Below are 21,785 nucleotides of genomic sequence, written 5' to 3'. Positions count from 1 at the left end.
GAGTCCGCATCGCCCAACGCCTCCTCGCCCTCACCGCCGCCATCTGGCACAACCGCGCCACCGGCCAAGCCATCACCCGATCCCTGACCGCCTACGACCACTGACCGAGTTACGCATCATTCGCCTAGCCCCGTTTGGTGGCCGGGGGTTCACCGGGGATTCACCCGGGAATGCCGTTGCGGTGTCCGCACGCCCGTAGGCTGTCGCCATGCGTGAGGCCTACCATGTCGAACTCGATCAGCTCGCCGAAGAGCTGGCACACATGTGCTCCATGTCCGCGACCGCCATGGAGCTCGCCACCCGGGCGCTGCTGGACGCCGACCTCGGCCTCGCCGAACAGGTGATCGGCGACGACGCGAAGATCGACGACGCCCGGTCGTCCTGCGAGGAGCACGCATACGCGCTCCTCGCGCTGCAGGCGCCGGTGGCGACCGACCTCCGCACGGTCCTCGCCGCCATCCACGCCGCGGAGAGCCTGGAGCGCATGGGCGACCTGGCCCTGCACGTGGCGAAGGCGGCCCGCCGCAGGCACCCGAACCCGGTGCTGCCCGAGCAGATCCGCCCGTACTTCGCCGAGATGGGCCGCGTGGCCGTCGAGCTGGCCCGCAACGCCCAGCAGGTCATCCTGCACAAGGACGTCGAGAAGGCCCGCTCACTCGAAGAAGCCGACGACGAGATGGACGACCTCCACCGCCAGCTCTTCGGCGTGATCATGGACAAGGAGTGGCCGCACGGCGTCGCGTCCGCCGTGGACGTCACCCTGCTCGGCCGCTTCTACGAGCGCTACGCCGACCACGCCGTCTCGGTCGCGAAGCGCGTCGTGTTCGTGGTGACCGGCCGCATGCCGGGCTACACGGGCGACGAGGACGTCTAGTACGTCGACCCGGCCGGGCGCTGCGCGCCCGGCTCCGCGAAGCGGCGCCCCCCACCGCCGTGTGCCCCGAGGGATTCGCCCGACCGGTGGCTCCGAGCGAAGAGCCGCTAGTACCTCGACGGAGCCACTGACTCGATCATCTCGCCGAGCTGCTGCGCGAGGCGGGCCGAGTCCGCGGGGCTGAACGTGCTGCGTACCTGACCGTCCTCGCCCACCGGGCGGGACAGCGTCAGGTACCGGCCCGCGTCCGTGTCGATCCAGGTCAGCGTGCCGGCACGCAGTTCCTTCCCGGTGCGCCGGTCACGCCCGGACACGGAGAAGAACCCCGTCCCGGTGCGTGGCCGCGCCAGGTAGCTCGCCGCGACCCGCAGCTGCTGCTCGTTGCCGCTGCGGGCGTGCACCGGGGCCAGGAAGTCCTCCTGCTCGTCCGGCCGGTCCTGCGCGGGCCTGGTGATCGAGACGGACTGGCCGGGGCCCGCCGCCACCTTCGGCAGCAGCCCCACCAGGGACACGGCGAGTGCGGTGGGCCGGATCAGCTCCACCCGGAACCGGTCGCCCTCCTTGAGCGCGAGCACGCCGGTGTCGCCGTCGGTCGCGGCTCGCGCGTACACCTTCCGCGTCTTCTCCACCGTGCCCATCGCGGACACCGTGATGACCGGCCGCGACAGCACCTTCAGCGCACGGGTCAGGTCCGGGTCGATGTCGGCGCCGCGGATCAGGCCGCGCCTGCCCAGTTCGAGGAACACCTCGCGGGCGATGCGCTGCCGGTCGACGACGAACTCACCGTGGCTCGGGATCTCGAACGGGAACTGCCGCACGTTGACGTCGAGCGTCTGCGCGAGCACGTCCACCTGCGGCAACGTGAGGGTGTAGCCGGCCATCACTCACCGATCACCGGGGGCGCGGTCATCTGGTCGGTGCCGAACACGGCGTCCGGGTCGCCCTCCACCAGGAACGACGGCCGCTTGTGCTCGTCGTCGTCCTCGCCTTCGCCGCGCCTGCCGCCGAGCGGGCCGCCGCCCATGCCACCGGCCGCGCCACCACGGCCCAGCGCGCCCGCGGCACCGCCACGCACGGGACCACCCTCGGCCATCGCGCCGCCACCGGCGCCGAGACCGCCGACACCCGGTCCACGGCCGGCGGCACCCTGGCCGCCACCGGCACCGGAGCCGGGCCCGCCGAAGCCGCCGCCGCCCGGGCCGCCGCCGTACCGGCCGCCGTAGCCGCTGCCGCCACCGCGGCCGACGTCACCACCGCCGTTCGGGCCGGGCAGGCCGCCGACGGGGAGCGGCGGGACGTACGGGTTCTGGCCTGCGCCACCACCGCCGCCACCACCCCCGCCACCGCCGGGGAACTGGCCGGGGCCGGGCAGGCCGGGGAGCCCAGGCAGGTCGCCGCTCGGCGTGGTGCCACCGCCGCCCGGACCACCCGGCGAACCGGGCACGCCGGGGATGTCCGGGCCGCCGGGCAGGTACGGGCCACCCGGTCCGCCCGGACCGCCGGGGCCGTTCGGGTTGGTCGGGTCCGTCGAGTCCGGCGGCGTGGTCGGGATGTCCGGCCTGCCGCCCGGCCCGTTCGGGTCGTTCGACGACGGCGGCGTGTACGTGCCGCTCGGGTTGTTCGTGCCCGGCGTGTTCGTGCCCGGCGTGCCGACCCGCGAGCTGTCGACGCTCGACTCGCCGATCGAGCTGGCCGACAGCGTCGGCGGCGGCCCGAACGCGGGCATCGTGCTGGCGCCGGAGAGGTTGCTGTCGTAGGTGCTGACGACGGTCGCGGCGCGTTCGTGCGCGGCCTGCTGGGCGTCGTACTGCGCCTGGTAGGTGTTGAGCTTGCGGATCAGCTCGAACGGGTTCGTCTCGGACTGCAGGTCGGCGTTGGCCGCGTCGACGTCGAAGTCCACCGGCTCCGGCATGCTCCGCTTCGCCTCGGCGAGTGCGGAGGCCTGCAGGTTCGTCTGCGTGCCCGCGAGCTGTGCGCTCTGGCCGGCCTCGCCCACCCAGTTGCCGACCTGGGCCATGAACGTCCGCGCCGCGTTGCCCGCGGACCCCTGCCAGTCGGCCTCGCTGTTGTTGATGGCGGCCGCGACACCGGACTGGAAGCGGGTCATCGCGTTGCCCGCCGAGATCCACAGGTCACCGGTCTCGCCGACGCTGTCCGGGTCGACGTCCTCGGTGACCATGGTCTTCAGCTGCGGGTGCGGCGTCGCCATGTAGTTCGCGCACATCATGATCGGGCCCTCGCGGGTCCGCAGGCCGGCCGCCAGCTCGGCCGCGCGCGCGTTCATCTCCTGGTTGTAGGTGTCCTGGACCCGGTCGCCGTGGTTGAACATGTCGAGCAGCCGGTCGAGGATCGTGCCCTGCTGGACCTCCTGGTCCACCCGCGTCTCGGCGTCCTGCTCGGTTTCCTCGCCGGTCTGCGTGGTGTGGCGGCGGTCGATGTAGGTGGGGCTGCTCGGGTCGCGCGTCGCGTCGTAGTACGGGCTCGACGGGTCGTAGTTCTGGCTGTACGGGTTGGACACGTCGTTCCGTGCGCGCAGGTTCCTGGTCATCACGCGTCCTCAGGGCAGTTTCGGTTCGACGAGTGCCGCGAGCTGCGCCGCCAGCCTGCACCCCTGCGTCTGGTCACCGCCGACCGCGGTGTTGTCGACGCGGGTGCTGTCCCCGACCTCGAGGCTGACCCCGCACACGCCCGCCGCGTCGACGAAGGAGACGGCGTCGTGCCCGCCGACCTTCGGCAGCTCCTTGACCTGGGTGTTCTCGGCGAGGTCGGCGAAGCCCTCGTCGTCGAACAGCTCGACCGAGACGGTGAAGCTCTCGTCGAGCGTGGCGCCCTCGTGCCGCCAGCGGCAGGACCTGGCCGAGCCGACGGAGTCCTCCTCGCCGCCGGTCAGGCCCAGCGAGCCGAGCCCGGCCTGGTCGACGAGGTCGCACGGCTGGAGGTCCGCGATCGCGGACGGCTCCTCCCCGCCGGACGACGGCTCGCTCGGCTCGGTCGTCGGCGCGTCCGGGTCGGTGGTGATCGTGCGTTCCGGCGTGGTGCCGCCGCTCGCGGTCGGGTTGCCTTCGGTCTGCTCGGCGCAGCCGGACACCAGGACGAGGAGCGCGGCCGCTGCCACCAGTAGGGGTCTACGCACGGAACTTGCCCTCGACGGAGGTCTCGATGTGCTGGTAGTTGTTCATCGCGCCGAGCACGCCCGCCTCGGCGTCCTCCAGTGAGGCGCGGAACTCGCGGAGCATGGTGAGGAAGCCCTCCTGGTCGGTCGCGACCTGCTGGACGTAGGGCTTCATGGCCTCGGCGCCGTGGCTGGAGCCGAGCCGCTGCGACCGCGACAGCGTGCCGAGCTTGGCCGTGTTCGAGTCCACCCACTTGGCCATCTCGCGGATGGCCACGAGCAGCGCCTTGCCCCCGGTCTCGTTGACGGCGAACTGCCCGTCCGCCGCGGCCTGCTTCAGACTCGACATGGACTTGGCCATGGCCACCATGCCCCCGCCACCACCTGCGTCAAGCATCGCCCAACCCTTCGCAGCCGACCCCTGTTGCGAGACCACATTCTGACGCAAAACCCGCCAAAAAGGTTCCCGTTGGTAAACCCGCGAGTCCCCCTCTCAGAACCCGCGAGTCTCCCGTCCAGAACCCGCGAGTCTCCCGTTCAGGACCGATGAGTTGGCGGTTCGGCACTGACACCGTAAGTGCCGAACCGCCGACTCGCAGGTCGCGAACGGGAGACTCGCGAGTCGCGAACGGGAGACTCGCGAGTCGCGAACGGGAGAGCGTTATTCAGAAGTGGGGTCACCAGCCGAGGCGGTAGTACTCGAGGGTGGTGATGATGCGGATGAGGTTGGGGAGTTCGGCGAGTCGTCCGCGGTAGCCGGTGGCCAGGATTTTCCAGTTCTTCCAGTGCGCGATCGCGCGTTCGACCGCGACCCGCAGGCTGGCGATACTGCGGTTCCAGACCTGGGTGGCCGGGTCATGGTCGGCGTGACCGGGGCGTTTGCGGCGCGGCCGGATCACCGTGGTGCCCTGATAGCCCAGGTCACCGAGGGTCTCGACGTCGGCGAGGAGTTGGTTGAACCCGGTGGCGGTGAACGCGGCCCGGTCGTGGGTGCGGCCCGGAACAGGATCGGCCACCGCGAGGAGTTGACCGTCCAGGTCAGACAGGACCTGAACGTTCAACCCCGCGGTGTGGCGTTTCCCGGAATAGTTGGCTTCATGCGTGGCCCGGTCTTTGCGGCGGTTCCCGACCGGCACGATCGTGCCGTCCACGACAACCACCCGCCCGGCCAGCACGTCGGGCAGGGGTGGCCGGTGCAAGCAGGTGACCTGCTCGACCAGCGGCAACATCGCCCGATAGATCCGCGACACCGTGGGCTGGGAGATCCCGAACCAGTCCGCCAGCATCGTCTGCGACAGATTCGATCGCAGCGCCACCAGTGTCAGCAGCACCCGCCGGTACAACCCCAGCACCGGCGGCCGCCCCCGCCCCGACCCGGGCAGGACCTGGTGGATGCGGGCGACCAGCTCCTGAATCTGAGCATGATCAAGACCCGTCGTAGACTCGTACCGCAACAGCCCCACCCTGGTCAGTCGTGTTCTGTGAGAGGAAAACGATCTTAACCAGGTGGGGCTGTTGCGCTGTCTACAAGATCAACACTTCTGAATAACCCTCGGAGACTCGCGAGTCGCGAACGGGAGACTCGCGAGTCGCGAACGGGAGACTCGCGGGTCGTGGACGGGGGACTCGCGGGTGGGTCAGCCGAAGCGGCCCGAGATGTAGTCCTCTGTGGCCTTCTGGTTCGGGTTGCTGAAGATCTTTTCCGTCGCGTCCATCTCGATCAGCTTGCCCGGCTGGCCGACGCCCGCCAGGTTGAAGAACGCGGTCTGGTCGGACACGCGTGCCGCCTGCTGCATGTTGTGGGTGACGATGACGATCGTGTAGTCCTGCTTCAGCTTGGCGATCAGGTCCTCGATCGCCAGCGTGGAGATCGGGTCCAGCGCGGAGCACGGCTCGTCCATCAGCAGCACGTCCGGCCGCACGGCGATGGCGCGGGCGATGCACAGGCGCTGCTGCTGACCACCCGAGAGCGACGACCCCGGCCGGTTGAGGCGGTCCTTCACCTCGTTCCACAGGTTCGCGCCGCGCAGCGACCGCTCGGCGATCTCGTCCGCCTCGGACTTCGACATGCGCTTGTTGTTCAGCTTCATGCCCGCGATCACGTTGTCGCGGATCGACATGGTCGGGAACGGGTTCGGGCGCTGGAACACCATGCCGATGGACCGCCGCACCTGCACCGGGTCGACGTCCCGGCCGTACAGGTCCTCGCCGTCGAGCGCGATCTTGCCCTCGATGTACGCCCCCGGGATCACCTCGTGCATCCGGTTCAGCGACCGCAGCACGGTCGACTTGCCGCACCCGGACGGGCCGATGAACGCGGTCACCGCACGTGGTTCCACCGCCATGGACACACCCTCGACGGCCTTGAAGTCGCCGTAGAAGATGTTGAGGTCGGAGATGTCCAGTCGCTTGGCCATGACTTGTGTGCCTGTCTTCCTTGTCCTACCGGCGGCCGGTCTTGGGGGCGAAGAACCGCGAGATGAGCCTGGCGACCAGGTTGAGCAGCATCACGATGATGATGAGCGTCAGCGCCGCGGCCCATGCCCGGTCGTAGTTGACGGTGACGATGCCGTTCGGCGCGAGCCCCTGGCTGTACTGGCGGAACACGTACACCGGCAGCGTCATCATGCGCCCGTCGAACAGGTCGAAGTTCGCCGAGTTCGCGAACCCGGCCGTGATGAGCAGCGGCGCCGTCTCACCGATGACGCGGGCGATGGCGAGCGTGACGCCGGTGACGATGCCCGCCGCCGCCGTCCGCAGCACGACCTTGACGATCGTCAGCCACTTCGGCACGCCCAGCGCGTACGCGGCCTCGCGCAGCTCGTTCGGCACGAGCTTGAGCATCTCCTCCGAGGCCCGCACGACCACCGGGATCATCAGCACGGCCAGCGCGACCGAACCGGCCGCGCCCATCCGCACCCCGGGCCCGAAGATCAGCGCGAACAGCGCGTACGCGAACAGGCCCGCCACGATCGACGGGATGCCGGTCATCACGTCGACGAAGAACGTGATCGCCTTCCCGAGCCGCGACGGCCCGTACTCCACCAGGTAGATGGCGGTGAGCAGGCCGATCGGCACCGAGATGACCGTCGCGAACGCGGTGATCTCCAGCGTGCCGACGATCGCGTGGTAGGCGCCGCCCGCGTCCATGCCGCCGAACACGCCACGCATCGTGTAGGTGAGGAAGTACAGGTCGAACCGCTTGACGCCCGCCGAGACGACCGTCCACAGGAGGCTGATCAGCGGGATCAGCGCGAGCACGAACGCGCTGTACATCAGGGTGGTCGCGAAGCGGTCCTTCGCGGCCCTGCTGCCCTCGACGACACCGGACGCGACGAGCAGCACGACCGCGAACAGGACCGTGCCGAGCACCACCGTCAGCGGGACGCCGAACGAGCCGAGCAGCGCCAGCACGCCGCCCGTGGCGGCGAGGCACAGCACGAACAGCACGATCGGCGTGTACCTCGGCAGCTTGCCCGCGGTCAGGCTGACCTTGGCGAGCGACGCGTCGGGTGGGGTCTCCACCGATGTCATCAGTTGGCCCCCGAGAACTCGGCGCGCCGGGAGACGATCCACCGGGCGAACATGTTGACGAGAAGGGTGATCACGAACAGCACCAGACCGGTGAAGATGAGGACGTTCACGCCGAGCCCGGACGCCTCGGGGAACTTCAGCGCGATGTTCGCGGCGATGTTCTGCTGCTGGCCGGGCTGCAGGATGAAGATCGAGTACATGAGGCCCGGCGAGAGCACCATGGCGACGGCCATCGTCTCGCCGAGCGCGCGACCGAGGCCGAGCATGGTGGCCGAGATGACGCCGGACCGCGCGAACGGCAGCACCGCCATGCGGATCATCTCCCAGCGGGTCGCGCCGAGCGCGAGCGCCGCCTCCTCGTGCAGCGTCGGCGTCTGCAGGAAGATCTCGCGGGACACCGCCGTGATGATCGGCAGGATCATGACGGCGAGCACGACGCCCGCGGTCAGGATGGTCCGCGGCGGGTCCGCGGCGGGGCCCTGGAACAGCGGGATCCAGCCGAGGTACGCCGTCAGCCACTCCATGAACGGGTGGATGCGGGGCATCAGCCAGAGCGCGCCCCACAGGCCGTAGACGACGCTGGGGATGGCGGCGAGCAGGTCGATGACGTACCCGAGCCCGGACGCGACCCGCCGCGGCGCGTAGTGCGAGATGAACAACGCGACCCCGATGGCGATCGGGGTCGCGATGACGAGCGCGATCAGCGCGGCGAGGATCGTGCCGAACACGAGCGGCCCGACGTAGCCGAGCAGCGAGTGGCCGGACAGCCAGCTGACGGACTTGGTCAGCCGCTCGGTCGGCGTCGATATCGCGGGCCACCCCTGTACCAGGAGGAACGCGGCGACCGCGGCGAGGACGACGAGGATGAGGACACCGGCGTACTTGGCGCTCGCGGAGAAGACGCGGTCACCGGGTCGCTGGGGTGGACGCGGCGGTGCCGACGACCTGCTCTTGGTCTTCGGCTCGTCCGTTGTGGTCACAGTGCGGTCTCCGAGGACAGGGAGTGACGGACCTGGCGCGGTGGGCGGCCGCGGTGTCGCGGCCGCCCACCAGGGCTTTTGTTCGGACCGTACTAGGCGATGGAGCCGACGGCCGCGTCGACTTCGGTGCGGAACGCGTCGGAGATCGGCGCGGAGCCGGCCTCGTCGGCGGCGACCTGCTGGCCTTCCTCGCTCGCCATGTACTGCACGTACGCCTTGACGAGCTCGCCCTGGGCGGCGTCCTCGTACTTCGAGCAGACGATGATGTACGAGACGAGGACCAGCGGGTAGGCGCCCGCGGTGGTGGTGTCGCGCTTGAGGTCGATCGCCAGGTCGTGCTCCGGCAGACCCTCCTTCTTCGGCGACTCCTCGACGACCTTCGCCGCGCCGTCCGCGGTCGGCTCGACGAACGCGTCGCCGACCTTGATCTTCGCGACGCCCAGGCTGCCCGCCTGGCTGTGGTCGGCGTAGGCGATGGTGCCCTCGCCGCCCTGGACCGCCTGCACGACACCGGAGGTGCCCTGCGCGGACTGGGTGCCCTGACGCGGCCAGTCACCGCTCGGCTCGTGCGGCCAGTCGGCGCCCGCGGTCTTGGACAGGTAGTCGGTGAAGTTCTTCGTGGTGCCCGACTCGTCCGAGCGGTTCACCGGCGTGATGTTGAGGTCCGGCAGCGTCGCGTTCGGGTTGTCGGCCTTGATCGCCGCGTCGTTCCACTTGGTGATCTTGCCGTCGAAGATCTTCGCGATCGTGGCGGGCGCCAGGTTGAGCTCCTTGACGTCCTTGAGGTTGTAGACCACCGCGATCGGGCTGATGTACAGCGGCAGGTCGTACGCGTCGCCACCGGCGCAGCGCTCCTTGGCCTGCGCGCGCTCCTCGTCGTCGAGCGCGGAGTCGGAGCCCGCGAACGCGACACCGCCCTCGAGGAACGCCGAGCGACCGCCACCGGAACCCACCGGGTCGTAGGACAGGTCGACGTCCGGGTTGGCCGCCATGAACTTCGCGGCCCACGCGTTCTGCGCGGACTCCTGGGAGGTGGCGCCGGAGCCGGCGAGGGTGCCGGACAGGCTCGACTCGCCGCCGTTGTCGCCGCTCCCGCCGTTACCGGAGTCGGTGGCCGGGTCGTTCCCACATGCTGTCAGTGCCAGGGCGCCGGCAGTGACGATGGCCGCGATACGGCCGTAGCGGATGCGCTTCACTGGATCCTCTCGGGGCATCTCGTTTTCGCTGTGCGCACTTCTCGAGTGGGTGCAGCGCGGACGCTAGGGAGCGGGAGTGGACAGCCTCGGGTATCCAGGTGAACAGGAGGTGAACAACACCAGATTGTGACTTTTGTTGCTTGCTGTAACGGTGATTGAGCTATTACCGCTGGTAGGCGACGTTGGTGTACTGAAGGGTGAAACCCAGACGGGTGTACACGGCCAAAGCGGGTGCATTGTCTGACTCAACGTACAAGATGATCTCCGGGACATTCTTCTCCCGCAGGTGGTGCAGGCCGGCGAGGGTCAGCGCACGGCCCAGCCCCCCGCCCTGCGCGTCGGGGTGAATACCGACGACGTACACCTCACCCGTGCCGTCCGGGTGCACCTTGGTCCAGTGAAAGCCGACGACGGTGTCGTCGGCGTCGACCGCGAGGAAAAACCCGTCCGCGTCGAACCAGCTTTCCTTCTCGGCGGCCACCACGTCGGCGACGGTGAGCATGCCCTGTTCCGGGTGCCAGTCGAAGGCGCGCTTGTTGACGTCGACCATGCCCTGCTCGTCCTGCCCGGGAACGAACGTGCGCAGGGTGATGCCGTCCCGAGGGGATGTCGGCGCGGGAAGCTCGACGGAGTTGTCGAGGCGCATCTGGTACAGCTCGCGCACCCGCTCGAGGTTTCGTGCGGCGGCGATGCGCGCGGCACCGGGGTGGTCGCGGTGCGACCAGAGGCGCAGCGGGCTGTCGATGGTGAGCACCTCGTCGACCAGCGCGGAGCCGATGCCCTGCCGCCGGTGCCCGGGGTGGACGAACAACTCGACGATCTTGTTGCCGAAGGAGTCACCACGCTCGTCGACGTGCGCGTAACCGACCGTGCCGCGGTCGTCACGAGCGACCAGGTGACGACCGGTACGGAAGTCCGGCGGCAGGGTGCCGTCGGCGGGGATCTCGGGCACCCCGTCGGCGGCCTGGACCGCGGTGAGCAGGGGAAGAACGGTGTCGTCGGCGTCGGCCAGCCAGATCAGCTCCACGCTGCCGACGTTACCGGGATCGGGCAACGCCGGACCGCACGCAACCAGACAAGCCGAGCGCAGCCCACCTCCACACAACAGCCTGCCTGCCATCCCGTCGACCTGGCGAAGCCCGATCACGCCGTGTCAAGGGGGCCCGAAGCACGAAGCCCCCTCGCACCCAAGCCGCCGGGCCCCCTTGACGCGGTGTGATAGCCCGTGGGAGGTCGACGGGATGGCAGGCAGACCACTCAACAGCAGTCCTTGCCAACCCAGCCCCGTGCAAGACCCGCTGCCATCCCGGAGACCAGCCCGTCCGGCGAGGACCCCCGGAGGGAAAACCCCGCGCAAGGCACACCACCAAACCCGGGAACACGAACCGCCACAACGGCGCTGACCTGCGAAAACAGGTCCGCCCAGTACATACGGCAGCCCCCACCACTCCCGGGGGCACCCCGCTGTCCAGTCTACCGGTGACCCCCGACAGAGGGACGAATGTCGATCTTGGCTGTGGACAACCACGGCACCTGTGGACAAACGAGAACCGGGCCGCCGGCGGCGGCCCGGTTCCGGCCGGCGCGTCAGGTGATGTCGACGGTCTCGTCGACCGGCTCGTCGGCGCCCAGCGGCGTCTTCGGGGGCTGGACGAACTTGTAGCCGACGTTGCGCACGGTGCCGATCATCTGCTCGTGCTCGGTGCCGAGCTTGGCGCGCAGGCGCCGGACGTGCACGTCCACGGTCCTGGTGCCGCCGAAGAAGTCGTAGCCCCACACCTCCTGCAGCAGCTGCGCGCGGGTGAACACCCGACCGGCGTGCTGAGCGAGGTACTTGAGCAGCTCGAACTCCTTGTACGTCAGGTCGAGGGGCCTGCCGCGCAGGCGCGCCATGTACGTGGCCTCGTCGATGACCAGTTCGCCAAGGCGCAGGGCGCCGTCCGCGCCCGGTGCGCCCGCGGGGCCGCGGGACGTCAGCAGGCGCAGGCGGGCGTCCACCTCGGCGGGGCCCGCGGTGGGCAGCAGGATGTCGTCGACGCGCCAGTCGGAGTTGACCGCGACGAGACCGCCCTCGTTGACGATGGCGATGACCGGGGCGCTGTCGCCGCCCGAGGTGAGCAGCCTGCAGAGGCTCTTCGCGGCGGCGAGGTCGGTGCGCGCGTCGACCAGCACGACGTCCCGGGAACCGGCCTCGAGGAGGGCGGTCACCTCGGGCGCCTGGGTGCGCACGTGGTGGGGCAGCAACATCAATGACGGCACAACCGAGCCCGGCGTTGGGTCCGCGGTGAGCAGCAGCAGGTCGAGGCTCATAGGGGGCCCGCCTCTCTGGATACGCTCCGTGGCTTTCCGGGAGAATAGCGGGTGTGGCGAGCAAATGTCCTGGTCGTGACACATGCGTCACACGTCTGCACCAACGTTCCGGCGACGGTGTGAGACTGGCGGGACTGATGTTGCGTCGGAAACATGAACGTAACGTGACCGCCGTCGTGGTCGGTCATGGATTCACGAACCACGTTCGGAAACCGTTCGTCTTCCGCATCCTCGAGCGACTCGCGCGGCGGCACACGGTGATCGCGTTCGACTTCCGCGGGCACGGCCGGTCCGGTGGCCGCTGCACCGCGGGGCCCGCCGAGGTCGCCGATCTCGACGCCGCCGTCCACGTGGCGCGGCAGCACGCCGACCGGGTCGCCACGCTCGGCTTCTCCATGGGCGGCACGATCGCCCTCATGCACGCCGCCACCGGCACGCACCGGCCGGACGCCGTCGCGACCGTCAGCGCCGCGAGCCGGTGGTGGACCAGGGAGACCGAAGCCATGCGGCGCCTGTTCTGGCTGGCTGAGCTGCCGCACGGGCGGGCCGCCATGCGTGCGCTGCGCGTCCGGATGGCGCCGCCGACCCCGGTGATCCCGCCGTCGCCGGTCGAGGTGGTGGACCGGATCGCCCCCACCCCGGTGCTGCTCGTGCACGGGACCGAGGATCATTACGTACCGGTCGACCACGCGCTGGCGCTGCACCGGGCGAGCGGCGCGGAGCTGTGGGCGCTCGACGGCATGCGGCACGCCGAGACGGCGATGACCCCGGAGCTGGTCGACCGGATCGGCGACTGGCTTCACACAGATGCGAGAGAGCGATTGGCAGTATGACGACGATGACTGAGACACCGTCCCGGCCCGCGCCGCGCAAGCGCAGGAAGGCGGTCCGCAGACTCGTCATCACCGTCGTCGTGCTGCTCGGGCTGCTGGTCGTCGCGGACTTCGGCGCCGCGGCCGTGTTCGAGTACCAGGTGTCCAAGCGGGCCCGCGAGCAGTTCCACCTCGCCGACGACCCGTCGGTGAAGGTCGGCGGGTTCTCGTTCCTCGCGCAGGCCGTGTCCGGCGAGTACGGGCACGTCATGATCGACGCGAAGGGTGTGCCCGTCGAGGACACCCTGCGCGACCTCGAGGTCCACATCGAGCTGCGGGACGTGCAGGCACCGCTCGGCGACCTGGTGTCCGGGTCGCTGAAGGAGGTCAAGGTCCGCGAGGTCGAGGGCCAGGTCAAGGTCAAGGCCTCCGACGTGAACCGCGCGGTCGCGCAGAACGAGAGCGCCGCCGTCCGCTCCATCACGAACCTGACCATCGACCCGGTCAGCGAGCAGGACGTCGCCACCAACCCGGACGACCGCACCGCCGCCGAGCAGGAGGCGGCCGAGCGCGCCGCCGAGCAGGAGATCGAGGACACGACCGCGGGCGCCCGCATCTGCGCGACCGTCGACGTCGGCGGTGAGGAGACCGAGCTGTGCGCGTTCGGCATCATCTCGCTGGTCGACGCGAAGATGACGTTCACGCCGGGCCGTCTCGAACTGCGCAACTCGGTGCTCGGCTCCGGTGAGCTGCCGCCGGTCCTCGACGCGGCCGCCAAGCAGGCGCTGACGTTCACCCTCGACCCCGGTGAGCTGCCGTTCACCGTCACACCCACAGCGGTCACTGTGGACTCCGGCGTACTGTCGGTGAAGGGCACCGCGAGCGACGTGGTGCTCGGCAGTCAGTAGGGAGTGGACGATGACCGGGGTGCTGGTGCTGGTCGCGACACTCGCACTGGCCACGGTCGCAGGGGTGGTCATGAAGGCGCGCAACGGCCGTGTCCGGGAGTCCGGGGCGTCGAACCTGCCCGAGGACGTGCGGTCGGTCCTGGCGCCGGACGGCGTCACGCTGGTGCAGCTGTCGACGACGTTCTGCGCGCCGTGCAGGCACACCCGGGTCCTGCTGTCCGACCTGGCGTCCCGCACGGACGGTCTGCACCACACCGAGCTGGACCTGACGGACCGGCCGGAGCTGGCGCGGGAACTGTCCGTGCTGCGCACCCCGACGACGCTCGCCATCGACGGTGCCGGCCAGGAGATCCTCCGCGTCGGCGGCGTGCCAAAGCGGGACGCCCTGCTGGCCGCGCTGCGACCGCACCTCGCCTGATCCCGCCACCTGGACGCCCGCGGCCCGGATCACGGAAGCCAGTCTGGGAGTTGCCCCCGTGACCTGCGGCTTCCCCTGCCAGGTGCCTCGTCTCACGTAGTGGACGCCACGCCCAGCACCAGGGATCCGGCGGTAATGTGCTAGGCGTGTTCACCTTGCTGACCAGGCGCCGCGCGGTCGATTACTGCCGCGTCGACTCCAGCCTGTGTCTGGCATCTGACTGACCCGGACGGCCCCCTCTCACTGGCCGCCGTCCGGCTGGTTCCCCAGCCGCGCAGTCAGGAGGTGTGCCATGTCCGCAGGACCATCCCGAGTCGATCCCCGAGGGCCGCGTTTCGCTGCCTGGGTGACCACCGCCGTGCTGGCCGTCGTGCTCGTCACCGGGTGGTGGCCGTTGCTCGCGGCGCAGGCCGTCGTGTTCGCGATCGGCGCGTTCGCCGGGCTGGGGGTCGCGCCCTACTCGGTCCTGTACCGGGCGTTCGTCGCGCCGCGCCTCGGGCCGACCGACGAGCGGGAGGACACCGCGCCGCTCCGGTTCGCGCAAGGCGTCGGGTTCGGGTTCGCTGTGGTGGGTGTCCTCGGCTACGCGACCGGCCTGGCGGGGCTGGGCATCGTGGCGACCGCGTTCGCGCTGGCGGCGGCGTTCCTGAACGCGGCGTTCGGGTTCTGCCTCGGCTGTGAGACCTATCTGCTGATCCGTCGATTCACCCCAACGAAGGAGAGAGCGCTCCGATGAGCCGCGAAGACGTGCTGGTGACGGCCGAGTGGGCCGAGAACAACCTGGAGACCCCCGGGGTGGTGTTCGTCGAAGTCGACGAGGACACCTCCGCGTACGACGGCGGGCACATCCCCGGCGCGGTGAAGATCGACTGGAAGACCGAGCTGCAGGACCCGGTGCGCCGCGACTTCGTGGACCGCGAGGGCTTCGAGAAGCTGCTGTCCGCCAAGGGCATCGGCAACGACGACCGCGTGGTCCTGTACGGCGGCAACAACAACTGGTTCGCCGCCTACGCGTACTGGTACTTCAAGCTGTACGGCCACCAGAACGTGCAGCTGCTCGACGGCGGCCGCAAGAAGTGGGAGCTGGACGGGCGTCCCCTGTCGAAGGACGCGGTGACCCGCGAGCAGACCGAGTACAAGGCGCAGGAGCAGGACACCGCGATCCGCGCGTTCCGCGACGAGGTCGTGCAGGCCATCAACGCCAAGAACCTGGTGGACGTGCGGTCCCCCGACGAGTTCTCCGGCAAGCTGCTCGCCCCCGCCCACCTGCCGCAGGAGCAGGCGCAGCGCGCGGGCCACATCCCGTCGGCGATCAACGTGCCGTGGAGCAAGGCGGCCAACGAGGACGGCACGTTCCGCTCCGAGGACGAGCTGCGGGAGCTGTACAAGGAAGCCGGGATCGACGAGGGCAAGGCCACCATCGCCTACTGCCGCATCGGTGAGCGCAGCTCGCACACGTGGTTCGCCCTGCACGAGCTGCTCGGCTACTCGGATGTCAAGAACTACGACGGGTCCTGGACCGAGTACGGCTCACTCGTGGGCGTGCCGGTCGAGATCGGCCCCGGCACCAACTAAGGAGAGACGCATGGCCAACGACGGTTGCGGCGCGCCCGAGCAGACCGCAGTGCTGCCCGCGGGCATCGACCTCGAGAAGGAGATCGTGCTCGGCGGCAAGGTGACCGCGGACGGTACGCCCGTCGGCGGCGCGTACGTCCGGCTGCTCGACGCGAGCGGCGAGTTCACCGCCGAGGTGGTGTCCTCACAGGACGGCGACTTCCGCTTCTTCGCCGCGCCGGGCGAGTGGACCGTGCGGGCGCTGCACCGCACCGGCAACGGCGAGGCGAAGGTGACCGCCGACGGACCCGGCCTGCACCCGGTGGCCGTGTCGGTCGGGTAGAGCTACACCCAAAACGCGGGGCGGCCTGAACTCGGCCGCCCCGCGTTGCCATATCCTCTCGGGGTGGAACTGTTCGTCACCCTGCTGTTGATCGCCGCCGCGCTCGGCGGCACCCTCCTGCTCGGCCGCCTGGCCCTCCGGATCGCGGGGCGACGCTCATGACCACCCCTGACCAGCCCGTTCCCGGCAGCGGCGACGAGGCCGTCCGCATCGCGGCCGAACGCGCGATGACCACCCGCGAGCGCAACCTGCCGCTGTGGCCGGACCTGCCGATCCCGAACGACACCGCGAACCTCCGCGAAGGCCCGGACCTGCACGACGCGCTGCTGCCGCTGCTGCCCCTGATCGGCGTGTGGCGCGGCGAGGGCGAGGTCGTCTACCCGACGATCGAGACGCACCACTTCGGCCAGCAGGTCACGTTCGCGCACGACGGCAGGCCATTCGTGTACTACGAGAGCCGCGCGTGGCTGCTCGACGCCGACGGCAAGGTCATCCGGCCGGCGGCCCGCGAGATGGGCTGGTGGCGCCCCCAGCCCGACGGGACCATCGAGTTCCTGCTGGCCCACGCGACCGGCGTGATCGAGATCTTCTACGGCGAGTCCCGCACGCAGACGTCGTGGGAGCTGGCCACCGACGTGACCATGCGCACCGCGTCGGCCAAGGAGGTCAACGGCGCGAAGCGCTTGTACGGCCTCGTGCACAACGGCGACCTGGCGTACGTGGAGGAACGCGCCATGGTCGGCCAGCCACTGCAGCCCCACACGTCGGCGTACCTGCGGCGCGTCGCCGGATAACCCGATCGTGTCAGGTCACCGCCCTGAATGATGGCCCGGTGACCGTGCACGCCTTCGTCGACGAATCGGCAAGACCCCCGCAGTACCTGATCGCCGCGGCGATCGTGGAACCGTCGCGGGTCCGTCTGCTTCGCCAGTCGATGCGCGCGTTACTCATGCAGGGCCAGCGCGAACTGCACTTCAAGAAGGAGAAGCCAATCCGCAGGCGCGCGCTCGCCGACGCCATCGCCCGGCTTCCCGTCGAGGTGTGCGTCTACTCGCGGTCGTGCCAACGGTTCGACGAACCCGCTCGGCAAGCCTGCTTCGCCCAGCTCGTCAACGACCTGCTGGCTCGTCAGGCACACCGGCTGGTCATCGACTCCCGCTGTGAACAGGACATCCATGACGAACGCACCCTGCGCCGCCTGCTCGGTGCGCAGCCGAGCACCAGCCGGCTCGTGTACGAGCACGTCGACAGCACCAGCGAGTCGCTCCTGTGGATCGCCGACGTCGTGGCGTGGTGTTTCGGGGCGGGGCGCGAGTGGCGCAAGCGGATCGACCCCGTCGTGAGCACGGTCGTCGATCTCGGATGAACCCCTGGACAGCGCAAAGCCCGTGACACGACCGTCCGGACGCACCACGGGCCCACTTCCTCGGCCTACAGGGCCTCGGCGCCACCACTATATCAGGCACACCGGATGTCGCGGGCCAGACAAGTCGGCGACGGCGCTGGTCAGGCTGCTCGCCACAGGGCTGGGGCGTTCGGGGGTTCCCAGCCCGGTTGTGCGGTGTGGGCCTGCAGGCAGACGTACTCGCGGCCGCCGTAGGTGACCTTCGCGCCCGCGGTGTACGCGGTGCCCGCCGCCCACGTTCCGCCGCCGGGGCCACCCGACCCGGCCACGTCCAGCACGAAGTCGAACGCCGCCGTGCGGCCGCCCGGGACGTCGTGCACGGTCATCAGCAGGCGTGGGTCGAACAGCGGGTCGGTGTTGTTGCGCGGCTCGCCGGGGAAGTACAGCTGGGTGGTGAGCACCGGCTTGCCGGGGGCCTGTGCCTTGACGTGGATGTGTCTCGTACGGCCCGGGTAGAGGCCGGGCACGATGGTGGACAGCACGAACCGGCCCTGTGCGTCGGTGTACTGGTGGCCGCGGAAGCGGTACGTCGTGTTGTCGTAAGCGCCGTTGTTGTCCGCCTGCCAGAAGTCCAGCAGCACGCCGCCCAGCGGCTGGCACGTCAGCCCGAACACGTAACCGCTGACGGTCAGCCGCACGCCCGCCGCGCCCGGCGGCACGATGTCGGTGCGCTGTGGCGAGTTCGGCTTGAAGTACGGGCCTTCCATCTGTGGCGGGGTCGGGTCGTCACCGTCGTCGCACATCGGGGTCGGGTCGAGGGTGCCGGTGCGGGTGCGGGCCAGTGCCGGCGTCGCGACCAGCGCGGCGGGCACGGCGACCAGAGCGGCGCGGAGGACGGTCTTGCGGGATACGAGCGGAGAGTCGTTGTCCATGCACCGAACGTAAGCACCGGCCACCGCCACGACGATGGACTAATCCCGCCCTTCGTGGTGATTCTCCCGGAAACGGCCGGGGCTCAGGCCGGTCTCCCGGCGGAAGAACCGGCAGAAGTACGCGGGATCGCCGAACCCGACGCGCGCCGCGACCTGCCGGACGGTCAGCGTGGTGCCGGTGAGCAGTCGCTTCGCCTCGCGGATCCGCGCCTCCCGCACCAGGGCCGACGCCGGCCGTCCCGTCGCGGCCTTGACCGCCTCGGTGAGGTGTCCCGGGGTCACGCCGATGCGTTCCGCGTACGCGCGCACCGACCACTCGGAGCCGGGGCGGGCGGTCAGGCGCGTGAACTCCTCCGCGACCGTGCCCGGCCTCGGCGGGTCCGCCGCGCCCGCGAACCGGGCGGCGCGCACGACCAGGACGTGCAGCAACGCCCGCAGCACCGACGCGTCCCGCTCCGCCGCGCACTCCGCCAGCATCTCGGCGATCACCCGGCCGGTCGCGGCGTCGGCACGTTCGTCCAGCGCGAGCAGCGGGCGGCCGCTGAGCCTGCGCAGCAGCGTCCGGTCGGCCGGGTCGAGCAGGAAGTCCTCGGTGAACAGGAGCACGTGCCCGGTCAGGCCCCGCGTGCCCGCCCAGTGGTGCACCTGGCCGGGCGCGATCACGCACAGGTGCGGCGGCCGCAGCTCGGCGCGGACCAGGTCGACGACATGGGTGCCGGTGCCCGCGGTGACGTGCACGATCTCGTGGAACGTGTGCCGGTGCGGGAAGGACGCGCGGGACAGCGGCCCGATCGTGTCGAACGTGCCGACGGCGAACGGCAGCGTCGCGGGCAGCGGCACCTCGAGGCGGTGCATGGGGAGGTCACCGCCGGGTGCGGGCGTGCCTGGCGGCACGGTCGTGCCGCGCATCAGACCGGGACGACGGTCCGCCACGCGTCGATCACGAGCACCGCGCGCATGCCGACCGACTCGTAGAGGTCCAGTGCCGGGGTGACGTTGTCGGTGTCCACGTGCAGCAACGTGCCCGTGCGGCCCGCCGCGGTGTCGACGGCGAAAGCGTGGCGCAGCAAGAACTTCGCGATGCCCCGCCCCCGCGCCGAGGGCACCACGCCGAGTTCGGCGACGTAGCCGCTGTCCTCCTCGGCGAACCGGTCGTCGCACTCGAGCATGCCGGCCGGTTTACCGTCCAGCTCCGCCAGCCACATCGTCGACCAGGTGAACGCGGGCCTGCGCTCATGGCGTTCCGCCCAGTCCGCGTACGGCTCGGCGGTGAACCCGTAGTGGTCGGCGAACGCGGTCGTGTACACCTCGTGGACGGCGCGGCGGACGTCGTCGTCCCCGGCGACGCGCAGCACGACGCCGTCCGGTGGCGACGGAGGCGGGTACGGGCCGACGTGGTCGATCCGCAGCCGGTGGTAGATCGTCGCGACCTGGAAACCGTGCTCGGCAAGGGTTTTCCGCAGCGGTCCGTCGGTGCGGTAGCAGCCGTGGCCGACGGTGATCTCGTGGTGGCCCGCGGCGCGCCCGGTGTCCTTGGCACGCGCCAGCGCCCAGCCGACCAGCCACGCGCGGACCTCGTCGCCCTGCGCGACGACGTCCACGTCGACCAGGTCGCTGTCGCCCTTGCGGTGCACGAAGGCGTTGCCGACCAGGCGGCCACCGGCGTCGAGGACGAACCGGCCGTCCAGTTCGGGGTCGAAGCCGTGCTCGGTCAGCTCGTCACGGGCGTCGTCGACGGTGTAGTCGGCGGCGCCCGTGACGACGGTCGTGTAGTCGCGCACGAGTTCGTACAGGGCACGCACGTCCGCGTCGTCGGCGCGTGGCGCACGGGCTGTGTGTCCGGCGGGAAGCACCATCCCCTCATGGTGCCCGGGCCGGTGCGCGGACTCCACTGCTTAACGGGCGGGGATCTTGAGCACCTGGCCCGTCGCCGTCGCTTTCGCCGTCGGCTTGGCCATGCCGGGGATCTTCAACTTCATCCCCGGCTGGAGGACCGTGGTCGTCAGCCCGTTGAGCGACATGATCTCCGGGTAGCGGGCCGCGTTCCCGAGGAACGCCGCGGCAGTCGCCCGTCCTGCGCGGCGTCGTTCGTGTTGCCCTGGATCGACACGATCGACTGCGGTGACGACGCCGACTCGACGATGCCGACGTGGTTTGCCGGTGCTGAACTTGAAGAACACCAGATCACCGGGACGCGGCGTGGTGTCCCGCCCCGAAGAGCCGGTGCTCCCAGACGAAGAACGCGTGGCCCGCGGCGACCAACGCGAATCCTTTTGCGGTTTCGATGTGCAGCGGTGCGCCGGCCTGGTGGAAACACCAGGAAACGAACATCGCGCACCAGTGCCCGGGGTCGATGCCGTAGAACTTCCCGAATTTGCTGGACGGGTTGTCGCTCGAGCCGGTGCCGTTGTAACCGATCTGGCCCTTGGCGATGTCGATGACCTTCTTCGCGGTGGTCATCGCTGGTCACCCGCCTCGGTGCGGGAGAGCTTCTTCTCCTTCGGCTCGAGGCCGGCGCCGTCACCCGGTTCTGGCGCGCGCCAAAAACGCGCGTGCAAGGAAAGTCGCACGCGACGGATATTCCGTGAGTGCCCGAAAAGGCGGACTCAGTACTCGGACTCGTACAACGCCGTCAGTTCCCGGTGCAGCGTCGACGTGTCGGGCAGGGCGACGCCGTCGAGGGTGTGCACGCGGGTGATCTTGCGGACGCTCGACGCCAGGAACACGGCCTCCGCGTCCTTCAGCTCGGCCACCGTGATCGGCTCGACCTTCGTCACCCAGCCCGCGCGCTCGGCGGCGCGGAACAACGCGCCCTGCGTGGTGCCCTTCAGGATGCCGCTCGACGGCGGGGTGGTGCGCAGCGTCCGGCCGGACGCGATGACGACCGTCGACGTCGGCCCCTCCAGCACCGAACCGTCCGCCGCCGTGAAGATCACCTCGGCGGCGCCGAGCGACTCGGCGTGCCGGATCGCGGCCATGTTCACCGCGTACGACAACGACTTCGCGCCGAGCAGCAGCCACGGCGCGCGCTCCACGATCTCCGGGTCGTAGCCGCGTTCCAGCAGGACCGCGGCGACCCCGGCCTCGCGGGCGGCGAGCACCTTCGCGCCGATCGGCAGGCCCATGGCGTACCCGGTCGGCGTGCCGTCGCCGAACTCGGGGCCGCGCGTGTAGACGAGCTTGAGCGCCATCTCGCTCGGGCCCCGCCAGTTGTCCAGCACGACCTGCACGCAGCGCTCCCACGCGGCCCGGTCGGGCTCGGGCAGCTGCAGCATGGCGGCGGACCGCGCCAGGCGGTCCAGGTGCGGGCCCAGCTCGCGGGGCTTGCCGTCGACCACGAGGATCGTCTCGAAGACGCCGTCGCCCCGGGTGACACCGAGGTCGTCGACCCGGAGCACCGGGGTCTCGGGGTCGGTGATCGTTCCGTCGAGCATCGCCAGCACGCGCATGCGAAGAGCCTACGCGGG

The 21,785-nt window shown here is 70.2% G+C and carries 26 protein-coding genes and 1 pseudogene; 10 read left to right on the top strand and 17 right to left on the bottom strand.

Annotation, left to right across the window (positions count from 1 at the left end; translation table 11 throughout):
- Both ACYQ77_RS21545 and phoU read left to right on the top strand, forming a co-directional pair.
- Nucleotides 1-104 (top strand): annotated as a pseudogene (locus tag ACYQ77_RS21545) (IS982 family transposase); the annotation flags it as partial.
- A 104-nt stretch (nucleotides 105-208) separates the two neighbouring features.
- Nucleotides 209-874 carry a phosphate signaling complex protein PhoU gene (gene phoU / locus ACYQ77_RS21540; RefSeq protein WP_459713948.1) on the top strand — a complete coding sequence of 222 codons (666 nt, stop codon included), beginning with the start codon at nucleotides 209-211 and terminating at the stop codon, nucleotides 872-874.
- Between the two features lie 107 nt (nucleotides 875-981).
- On the opposite strand, the gene ACYQ77_RS21535 is transcribed toward phoU, so the two are convergent.
- From ACYQ77_RS21535 to ACYQ77_RS21485, 11 genes are all read right to left on the bottom strand, one after another.
- Nucleotides 982-1,755 carry an ESX secretion-associated protein EspG gene (locus tag ACYQ77_RS21535; RefSeq protein WP_459713946.1) on the bottom strand — a complete coding sequence of 258 codons (774 nt, stop codon included), beginning with the start codon at nucleotides 1,753-1,755 and terminating at the stop codon, nucleotides 982-984.
- Entirely contained in the window at nucleotides 1,755-3,422 is a 1,668-nt protein-coding gene (locus ACYQ77_RS21530) for a hypothetical protein (protein ID WP_459713944.1), read from the bottom strand. The genes ACYQ77_RS21535 and ACYQ77_RS21530 overlap by 1 nt, the downstream gene beginning before the upstream one ends.
- A 9-nt stretch (nucleotides 3,423-3,431) precedes the next feature.
- The gene (locus tag ACYQ77_RS21525; protein ID WP_459713942.1) at nucleotides 3,432-3,989 is read right to left on the bottom strand and encodes a DUF3558 family protein; all 558 of its coding nucleotides are present in this window, start codon (nucleotides 3,987-3,989) and stop codon (nucleotides 3,432-3,434) included.
- A 10-nt stretch (nucleotides 3,990-3,999) separates the two neighbouring features.
- Nucleotides 4,000-4,383: a hypothetical protein gene (locus tag ACYQ77_RS21520; RefSeq protein ID WP_459713940.1), complete on the bottom strand. Its 384-nt coding sequence runs from the start codon at nucleotides 4,381-4,383 to the stop codon at nucleotides 4,000-4,002.
- Between the two features lie 280 nt (nucleotides 4,384-4,663).
- On the bottom strand, nucleotides 4,664-5,449 hold the full coding sequence (locus ACYQ77_RS21515) for a transposase family protein (RefSeq protein WP_459713939.1): 786 nt from the start codon (nucleotides 5,447-5,449) through the stop codon (nucleotides 4,664-4,666).
- 174 nt (nucleotides 5,450-5,623) lie between these two features.
- Nucleotides 5,624-6,403, bottom strand: a complete 780-nt coding sequence (gene pstB / locus ACYQ77_RS21510) for a phosphate ABC transporter ATP-binding protein PstB (RefSeq protein WP_459713937.1) — start codon at nucleotides 6,401-6,403, stop codon at nucleotides 5,624-5,626.
- 25 nt (nucleotides 6,404-6,428) lie between these two features.
- Nucleotides 6,429-7,520, bottom strand: coding sequence for a phosphate ABC transporter permease PstA (gene pstA / locus ACYQ77_RS21505; protein ID WP_459713934.1), 1,092 nt, complete (start codon nucleotides 7,518-7,520; stop codon nucleotides 6,429-6,431).
- Nucleotides 7,520-8,500: a phosphate ABC transporter permease subunit PstC gene (gene pstC, locus ACYQ77_RS21500; protein WP_459713932.1), complete on the bottom strand. Its 981-nt coding sequence runs from the start codon at nucleotides 8,498-8,500 to the stop codon at nucleotides 7,520-7,522. The genes pstA and pstC overlap by 1 nt, the downstream gene beginning before the upstream one ends.
- Before the next feature lie 92 nt (nucleotides 8,501-8,592).
- On the bottom strand, nucleotides 8,593-9,696 hold the full coding sequence (pstS, locus tag ACYQ77_RS21495; protein ID WP_459713930.1) for a phosphate ABC transporter substrate-binding protein PstS: 1,104 nt from the start codon (nucleotides 9,694-9,696) through the stop codon (nucleotides 8,593-8,595).
- Between the two features lie 163 nt (nucleotides 9,697-9,859).
- On the bottom strand, nucleotides 9,860-10,723 hold the full coding sequence (gene mshD, locus ACYQ77_RS21490) for a mycothiol synthase (RefSeq protein ID WP_459713928.1): 864 nt from the start codon (nucleotides 10,721-10,723) through the stop codon (nucleotides 9,860-9,862).
- Between the two features lie 560 nt (nucleotides 10,724-11,283).
- Entirely contained in the window at nucleotides 11,284-12,006 is a 723-nt protein-coding gene (locus ACYQ77_RS21485; protein ID WP_459713926.1) for a winged helix-turn-helix transcriptional regulator, read from the bottom strand.
- A gap of 164 nt (nucleotides 12,007-12,170) precedes the next feature.
- Between ACYQ77_RS21485 and ACYQ77_RS21480 the strand changes: the two genes are divergently transcribed.
- The 8 genes from ACYQ77_RS21480 (at nucleotide 12,171) to ACYQ77_RS21445 (ending at nucleotide 17,407) form a co-directional block, all read left to right on the top strand.
- Nucleotides 12,171-12,839 (top strand): alpha/beta hydrolase, encoded by a 669-nt coding sequence (locus ACYQ77_RS21480; RefSeq protein ID WP_459713924.1) that lies wholly within the window; start codon nucleotides 12,171-12,173, stop codon nucleotides 12,837-12,839.
- 5 nt (nucleotides 12,840-12,844) lie between these two features.
- Nucleotides 12,845-13,726 carry an LmeA family phospholipid-binding protein gene (locus ACYQ77_RS21475; protein ID WP_459713922.1) on the top strand — a complete coding sequence of 294 codons (882 nt, stop codon included), beginning with the start codon at nucleotides 12,845-12,847 and terminating at the stop codon, nucleotides 13,724-13,726.
- Between the two features lie 10 nt (nucleotides 13,727-13,736).
- Nucleotides 13,737-14,144 carry a TlpA family protein disulfide reductase gene (locus ACYQ77_RS21470; protein ID WP_459713921.1) on the top strand — a complete coding sequence of 136 codons (408 nt, stop codon included), beginning with the start codon at nucleotides 13,737-13,739 and terminating at the stop codon, nucleotides 14,142-14,144.
- Nucleotides 14,145-14,436: 292 nt separating this feature from the next.
- On the top strand, nucleotides 14,437-14,880 hold the full coding sequence (locus ACYQ77_RS21465; protein WP_459713919.1) for a DUF4395 domain-containing protein: 444 nt from the start codon (nucleotides 14,437-14,439) through the stop codon (nucleotides 14,878-14,880).
- Nucleotides 14,877-15,719, top strand: a complete 843-nt coding sequence (locus tag ACYQ77_RS21460; protein WP_459713918.1) for a sulfurtransferase — start codon at nucleotides 14,877-14,879, stop codon at nucleotides 15,717-15,719. The genes ACYQ77_RS21465 and ACYQ77_RS21460 overlap by 4 nt, the downstream gene beginning before the upstream one ends.
- 10 nt (nucleotides 15,720-15,729) lie before the next feature.
- Entirely contained in the window at nucleotides 15,730-16,041 is a 312-nt protein-coding gene (locus tag ACYQ77_RS21455; RefSeq protein WP_459713916.1) for a DUF1416 domain-containing protein, read from the top strand.
- Nucleotides 16,042-16,199: 158 nt separating this feature from the next.
- The gene (locus tag ACYQ77_RS21450) at nucleotides 16,200-16,835 is read left to right on the top strand and encodes a heme-binding beta-barrel domain-containing protein (RefSeq protein WP_459713914.1); all 636 of its coding nucleotides are present in this window, start codon (nucleotides 16,200-16,202) and stop codon (nucleotides 16,833-16,835) included.
- A gap of 38 nt (nucleotides 16,836-16,873) precedes the next feature.
- Nucleotides 16,874-17,407 carry a DUF3800 domain-containing protein gene (locus ACYQ77_RS21445; protein ID WP_459713912.1) on the top strand — a complete coding sequence of 178 codons (534 nt, stop codon included), beginning with the start codon at nucleotides 16,874-16,876 and terminating at the stop codon, nucleotides 17,405-17,407.
- Between the two features lie 140 nt (nucleotides 17,408-17,547).
- Here ACYQ77_RS21445 and ACYQ77_RS21440 read toward each other — a convergent pair whose 3' ends face one another.
- From ACYQ77_RS21440 to ACYQ77_RS21415, 6 genes are all read right to left on the bottom strand, one after another.
- Nucleotides 17,548-18,318, bottom strand: coding sequence for a dioxygenase family protein (locus tag ACYQ77_RS21440; RefSeq protein ID WP_459713910.1), 771 nt, complete (start codon nucleotides 18,316-18,318; stop codon nucleotides 17,548-17,550).
- A 39-nt stretch (nucleotides 18,319-18,357) separates the two neighbouring features.
- On the bottom strand, nucleotides 18,358-19,227 hold the full coding sequence (locus ACYQ77_RS21435; protein ID WP_459714003.1) for a helix-turn-helix transcriptional regulator: 870 nt from the start codon (nucleotides 19,225-19,227) through the stop codon (nucleotides 18,358-18,360).
- Nucleotides 19,227-20,174 (bottom strand): GNAT family N-acetyltransferase, encoded by a 948-nt coding sequence (locus ACYQ77_RS21430; protein WP_459713908.1) that lies wholly within the window; start codon nucleotides 20,172-20,174, stop codon nucleotides 19,227-19,229. The genes ACYQ77_RS21435 and ACYQ77_RS21430 overlap by 1 nt, the downstream gene beginning before the upstream one ends.
- A gap of 39 nt (nucleotides 20,175-20,213) precedes the next feature.
- A complete protein-coding gene (locus tag ACYQ77_RS21425) occupies nucleotides 20,214-20,498 on the bottom strand; it encodes a LysM peptidoglycan-binding domain-containing protein (RefSeq protein WP_459713907.1) in 285 nt (94 codons plus the stop codon).
- Nucleotides 20,499-20,502: 4 nt separating this feature from the next.
- Nucleotides 20,503-20,778, bottom strand: coding sequence for a hypothetical protein (locus ACYQ77_RS21420; protein WP_459713905.1), 276 nt, complete (start codon nucleotides 20,776-20,778; stop codon nucleotides 20,503-20,505).
- A gap of 146 nt (nucleotides 20,779-20,924) precedes the next feature.
- Nucleotides 20,925-21,767 (bottom strand): aminodeoxychorismate lyase, encoded by an 843-nt coding sequence (locus ACYQ77_RS21415; protein WP_459713903.1) that lies wholly within the window; start codon nucleotides 21,765-21,767, stop codon nucleotides 20,925-20,927.
- Nucleotides 21,768-21,785: the final 18 nt, after the last annotated feature.

Source organism: Actinophytocola sp. KF-1 (assembly GCF_054661535.1).
Note: the sequence above shows the minus strand (reverse complement) of the source record. Positions and strands in the feature narration are given on the sequence as shown.

Coding starts and splice junctions, on each gene's coding strand:
- pstA (WP_459713934.1), bottom strand. CDS start 7,520: ATGACATCGGTGGAGACCCCACCCGACGCGTCGCTCGCCAAGGTCAGC.
- ACYQ77_RS21530 (WP_459713944.1), bottom strand. CDS start 3,422: ATGACCAGGAACCTGCGCGCACGGAACGACGTGTCCAACCCGTACAGC.
- ACYQ77_RS21420 (WP_459713905.1), bottom strand. CDS start 20,778: ATGACCACCGCGAAGAAGGTCATCGACATCGCCAAGGGCCAGATCGGT.
- ACYQ77_RS21440 (WP_459713910.1), bottom strand. CDS start 18,318: ATGGACAACGACTCTCCGCTCGTATCCCGCAAGACCGTCCTCCGCGCC.
- ACYQ77_RS21535 (WP_459713946.1), bottom strand. CDS start 1,755: ATGGCCGGCTACACCCTCACGTTGCCGCAGGTGGACGTGCTCGCGCAG.
- ACYQ77_RS21465 (WP_459713919.1), top strand. CDS start 14,437: ATGTCCGCAGGACCATCCCGAGTCGATCCCCGAGGGCCGCGTTTCGCT.
- ACYQ77_RS21520 (WP_459713940.1), bottom strand. CDS start 4,383: ATGCTTGACGCAGGTGGTGGCGGGGGCATGGTGGCCATGGCCAAGTCC.
- pstB (WP_459713937.1), bottom strand. CDS start 6,403: ATGGCCAAGCGACTGGACATCTCCGACCTCAACATCTTCTACGGCGAC.
- ACYQ77_RS21450 (WP_459713914.1), top strand. CDS start 16,200: ATGACCACCCCTGACCAGCCCGTTCCCGGCAGCGGCGACGAGGCCGTC.
- ACYQ77_RS21485 (WP_459713926.1), bottom strand. CDS start 12,006: ATGAGCCTCGACCTGCTGCTGCTCACCGCGGACCCAACGCCGGGCTCG.
- ACYQ77_RS21470 (WP_459713921.1), top strand. CDS start 13,737: ATGACCGGGGTGCTGGTGCTGGTCGCGACACTCGCACTGGCCACGGTC.
- ACYQ77_RS21455 (WP_459713916.1), top strand. CDS start 15,730: ATGGCCAACGACGGTTGCGGCGCGCCCGAGCAGACCGCAGTGCTGCCC.
- ACYQ77_RS21435 (WP_459714003.1), bottom strand. CDS start 19,227: ATGCGCGGCACGACCGTGCCGCCAGGCACGCCCGCACCCGGCGGTGAC.
- ACYQ77_RS21475 (WP_459713922.1), top strand. CDS start 12,845: ATGACTGAGACACCGTCCCGGCCCGCGCCGCGCAAGCGCAGGAAGGCG.
- ACYQ77_RS21460 (WP_459713918.1), top strand. CDS start 14,877: ATGAGCCGCGAAGACGTGCTGGTGACGGCCGAGTGGGCCGAGAACAAC.
- ACYQ77_RS21415 (WP_459713903.1), bottom strand. CDS start 21,767: ATGCGCGTGCTGGCGATGCTCGACGGAACGATCACCGACCCCGAGACC.
- phoU (WP_459713948.1), top strand. CDS start 209: ATGCGTGAGGCCTACCATGTCGAACTCGATCAGCTCGCCGAAGAGCTG.
- ACYQ77_RS21430 (WP_459713908.1), bottom strand. CDS start 20,174: ATGGTGCTTCCCGCCGGACACACAGCCCGTGCGCCACGCGCCGACGAC.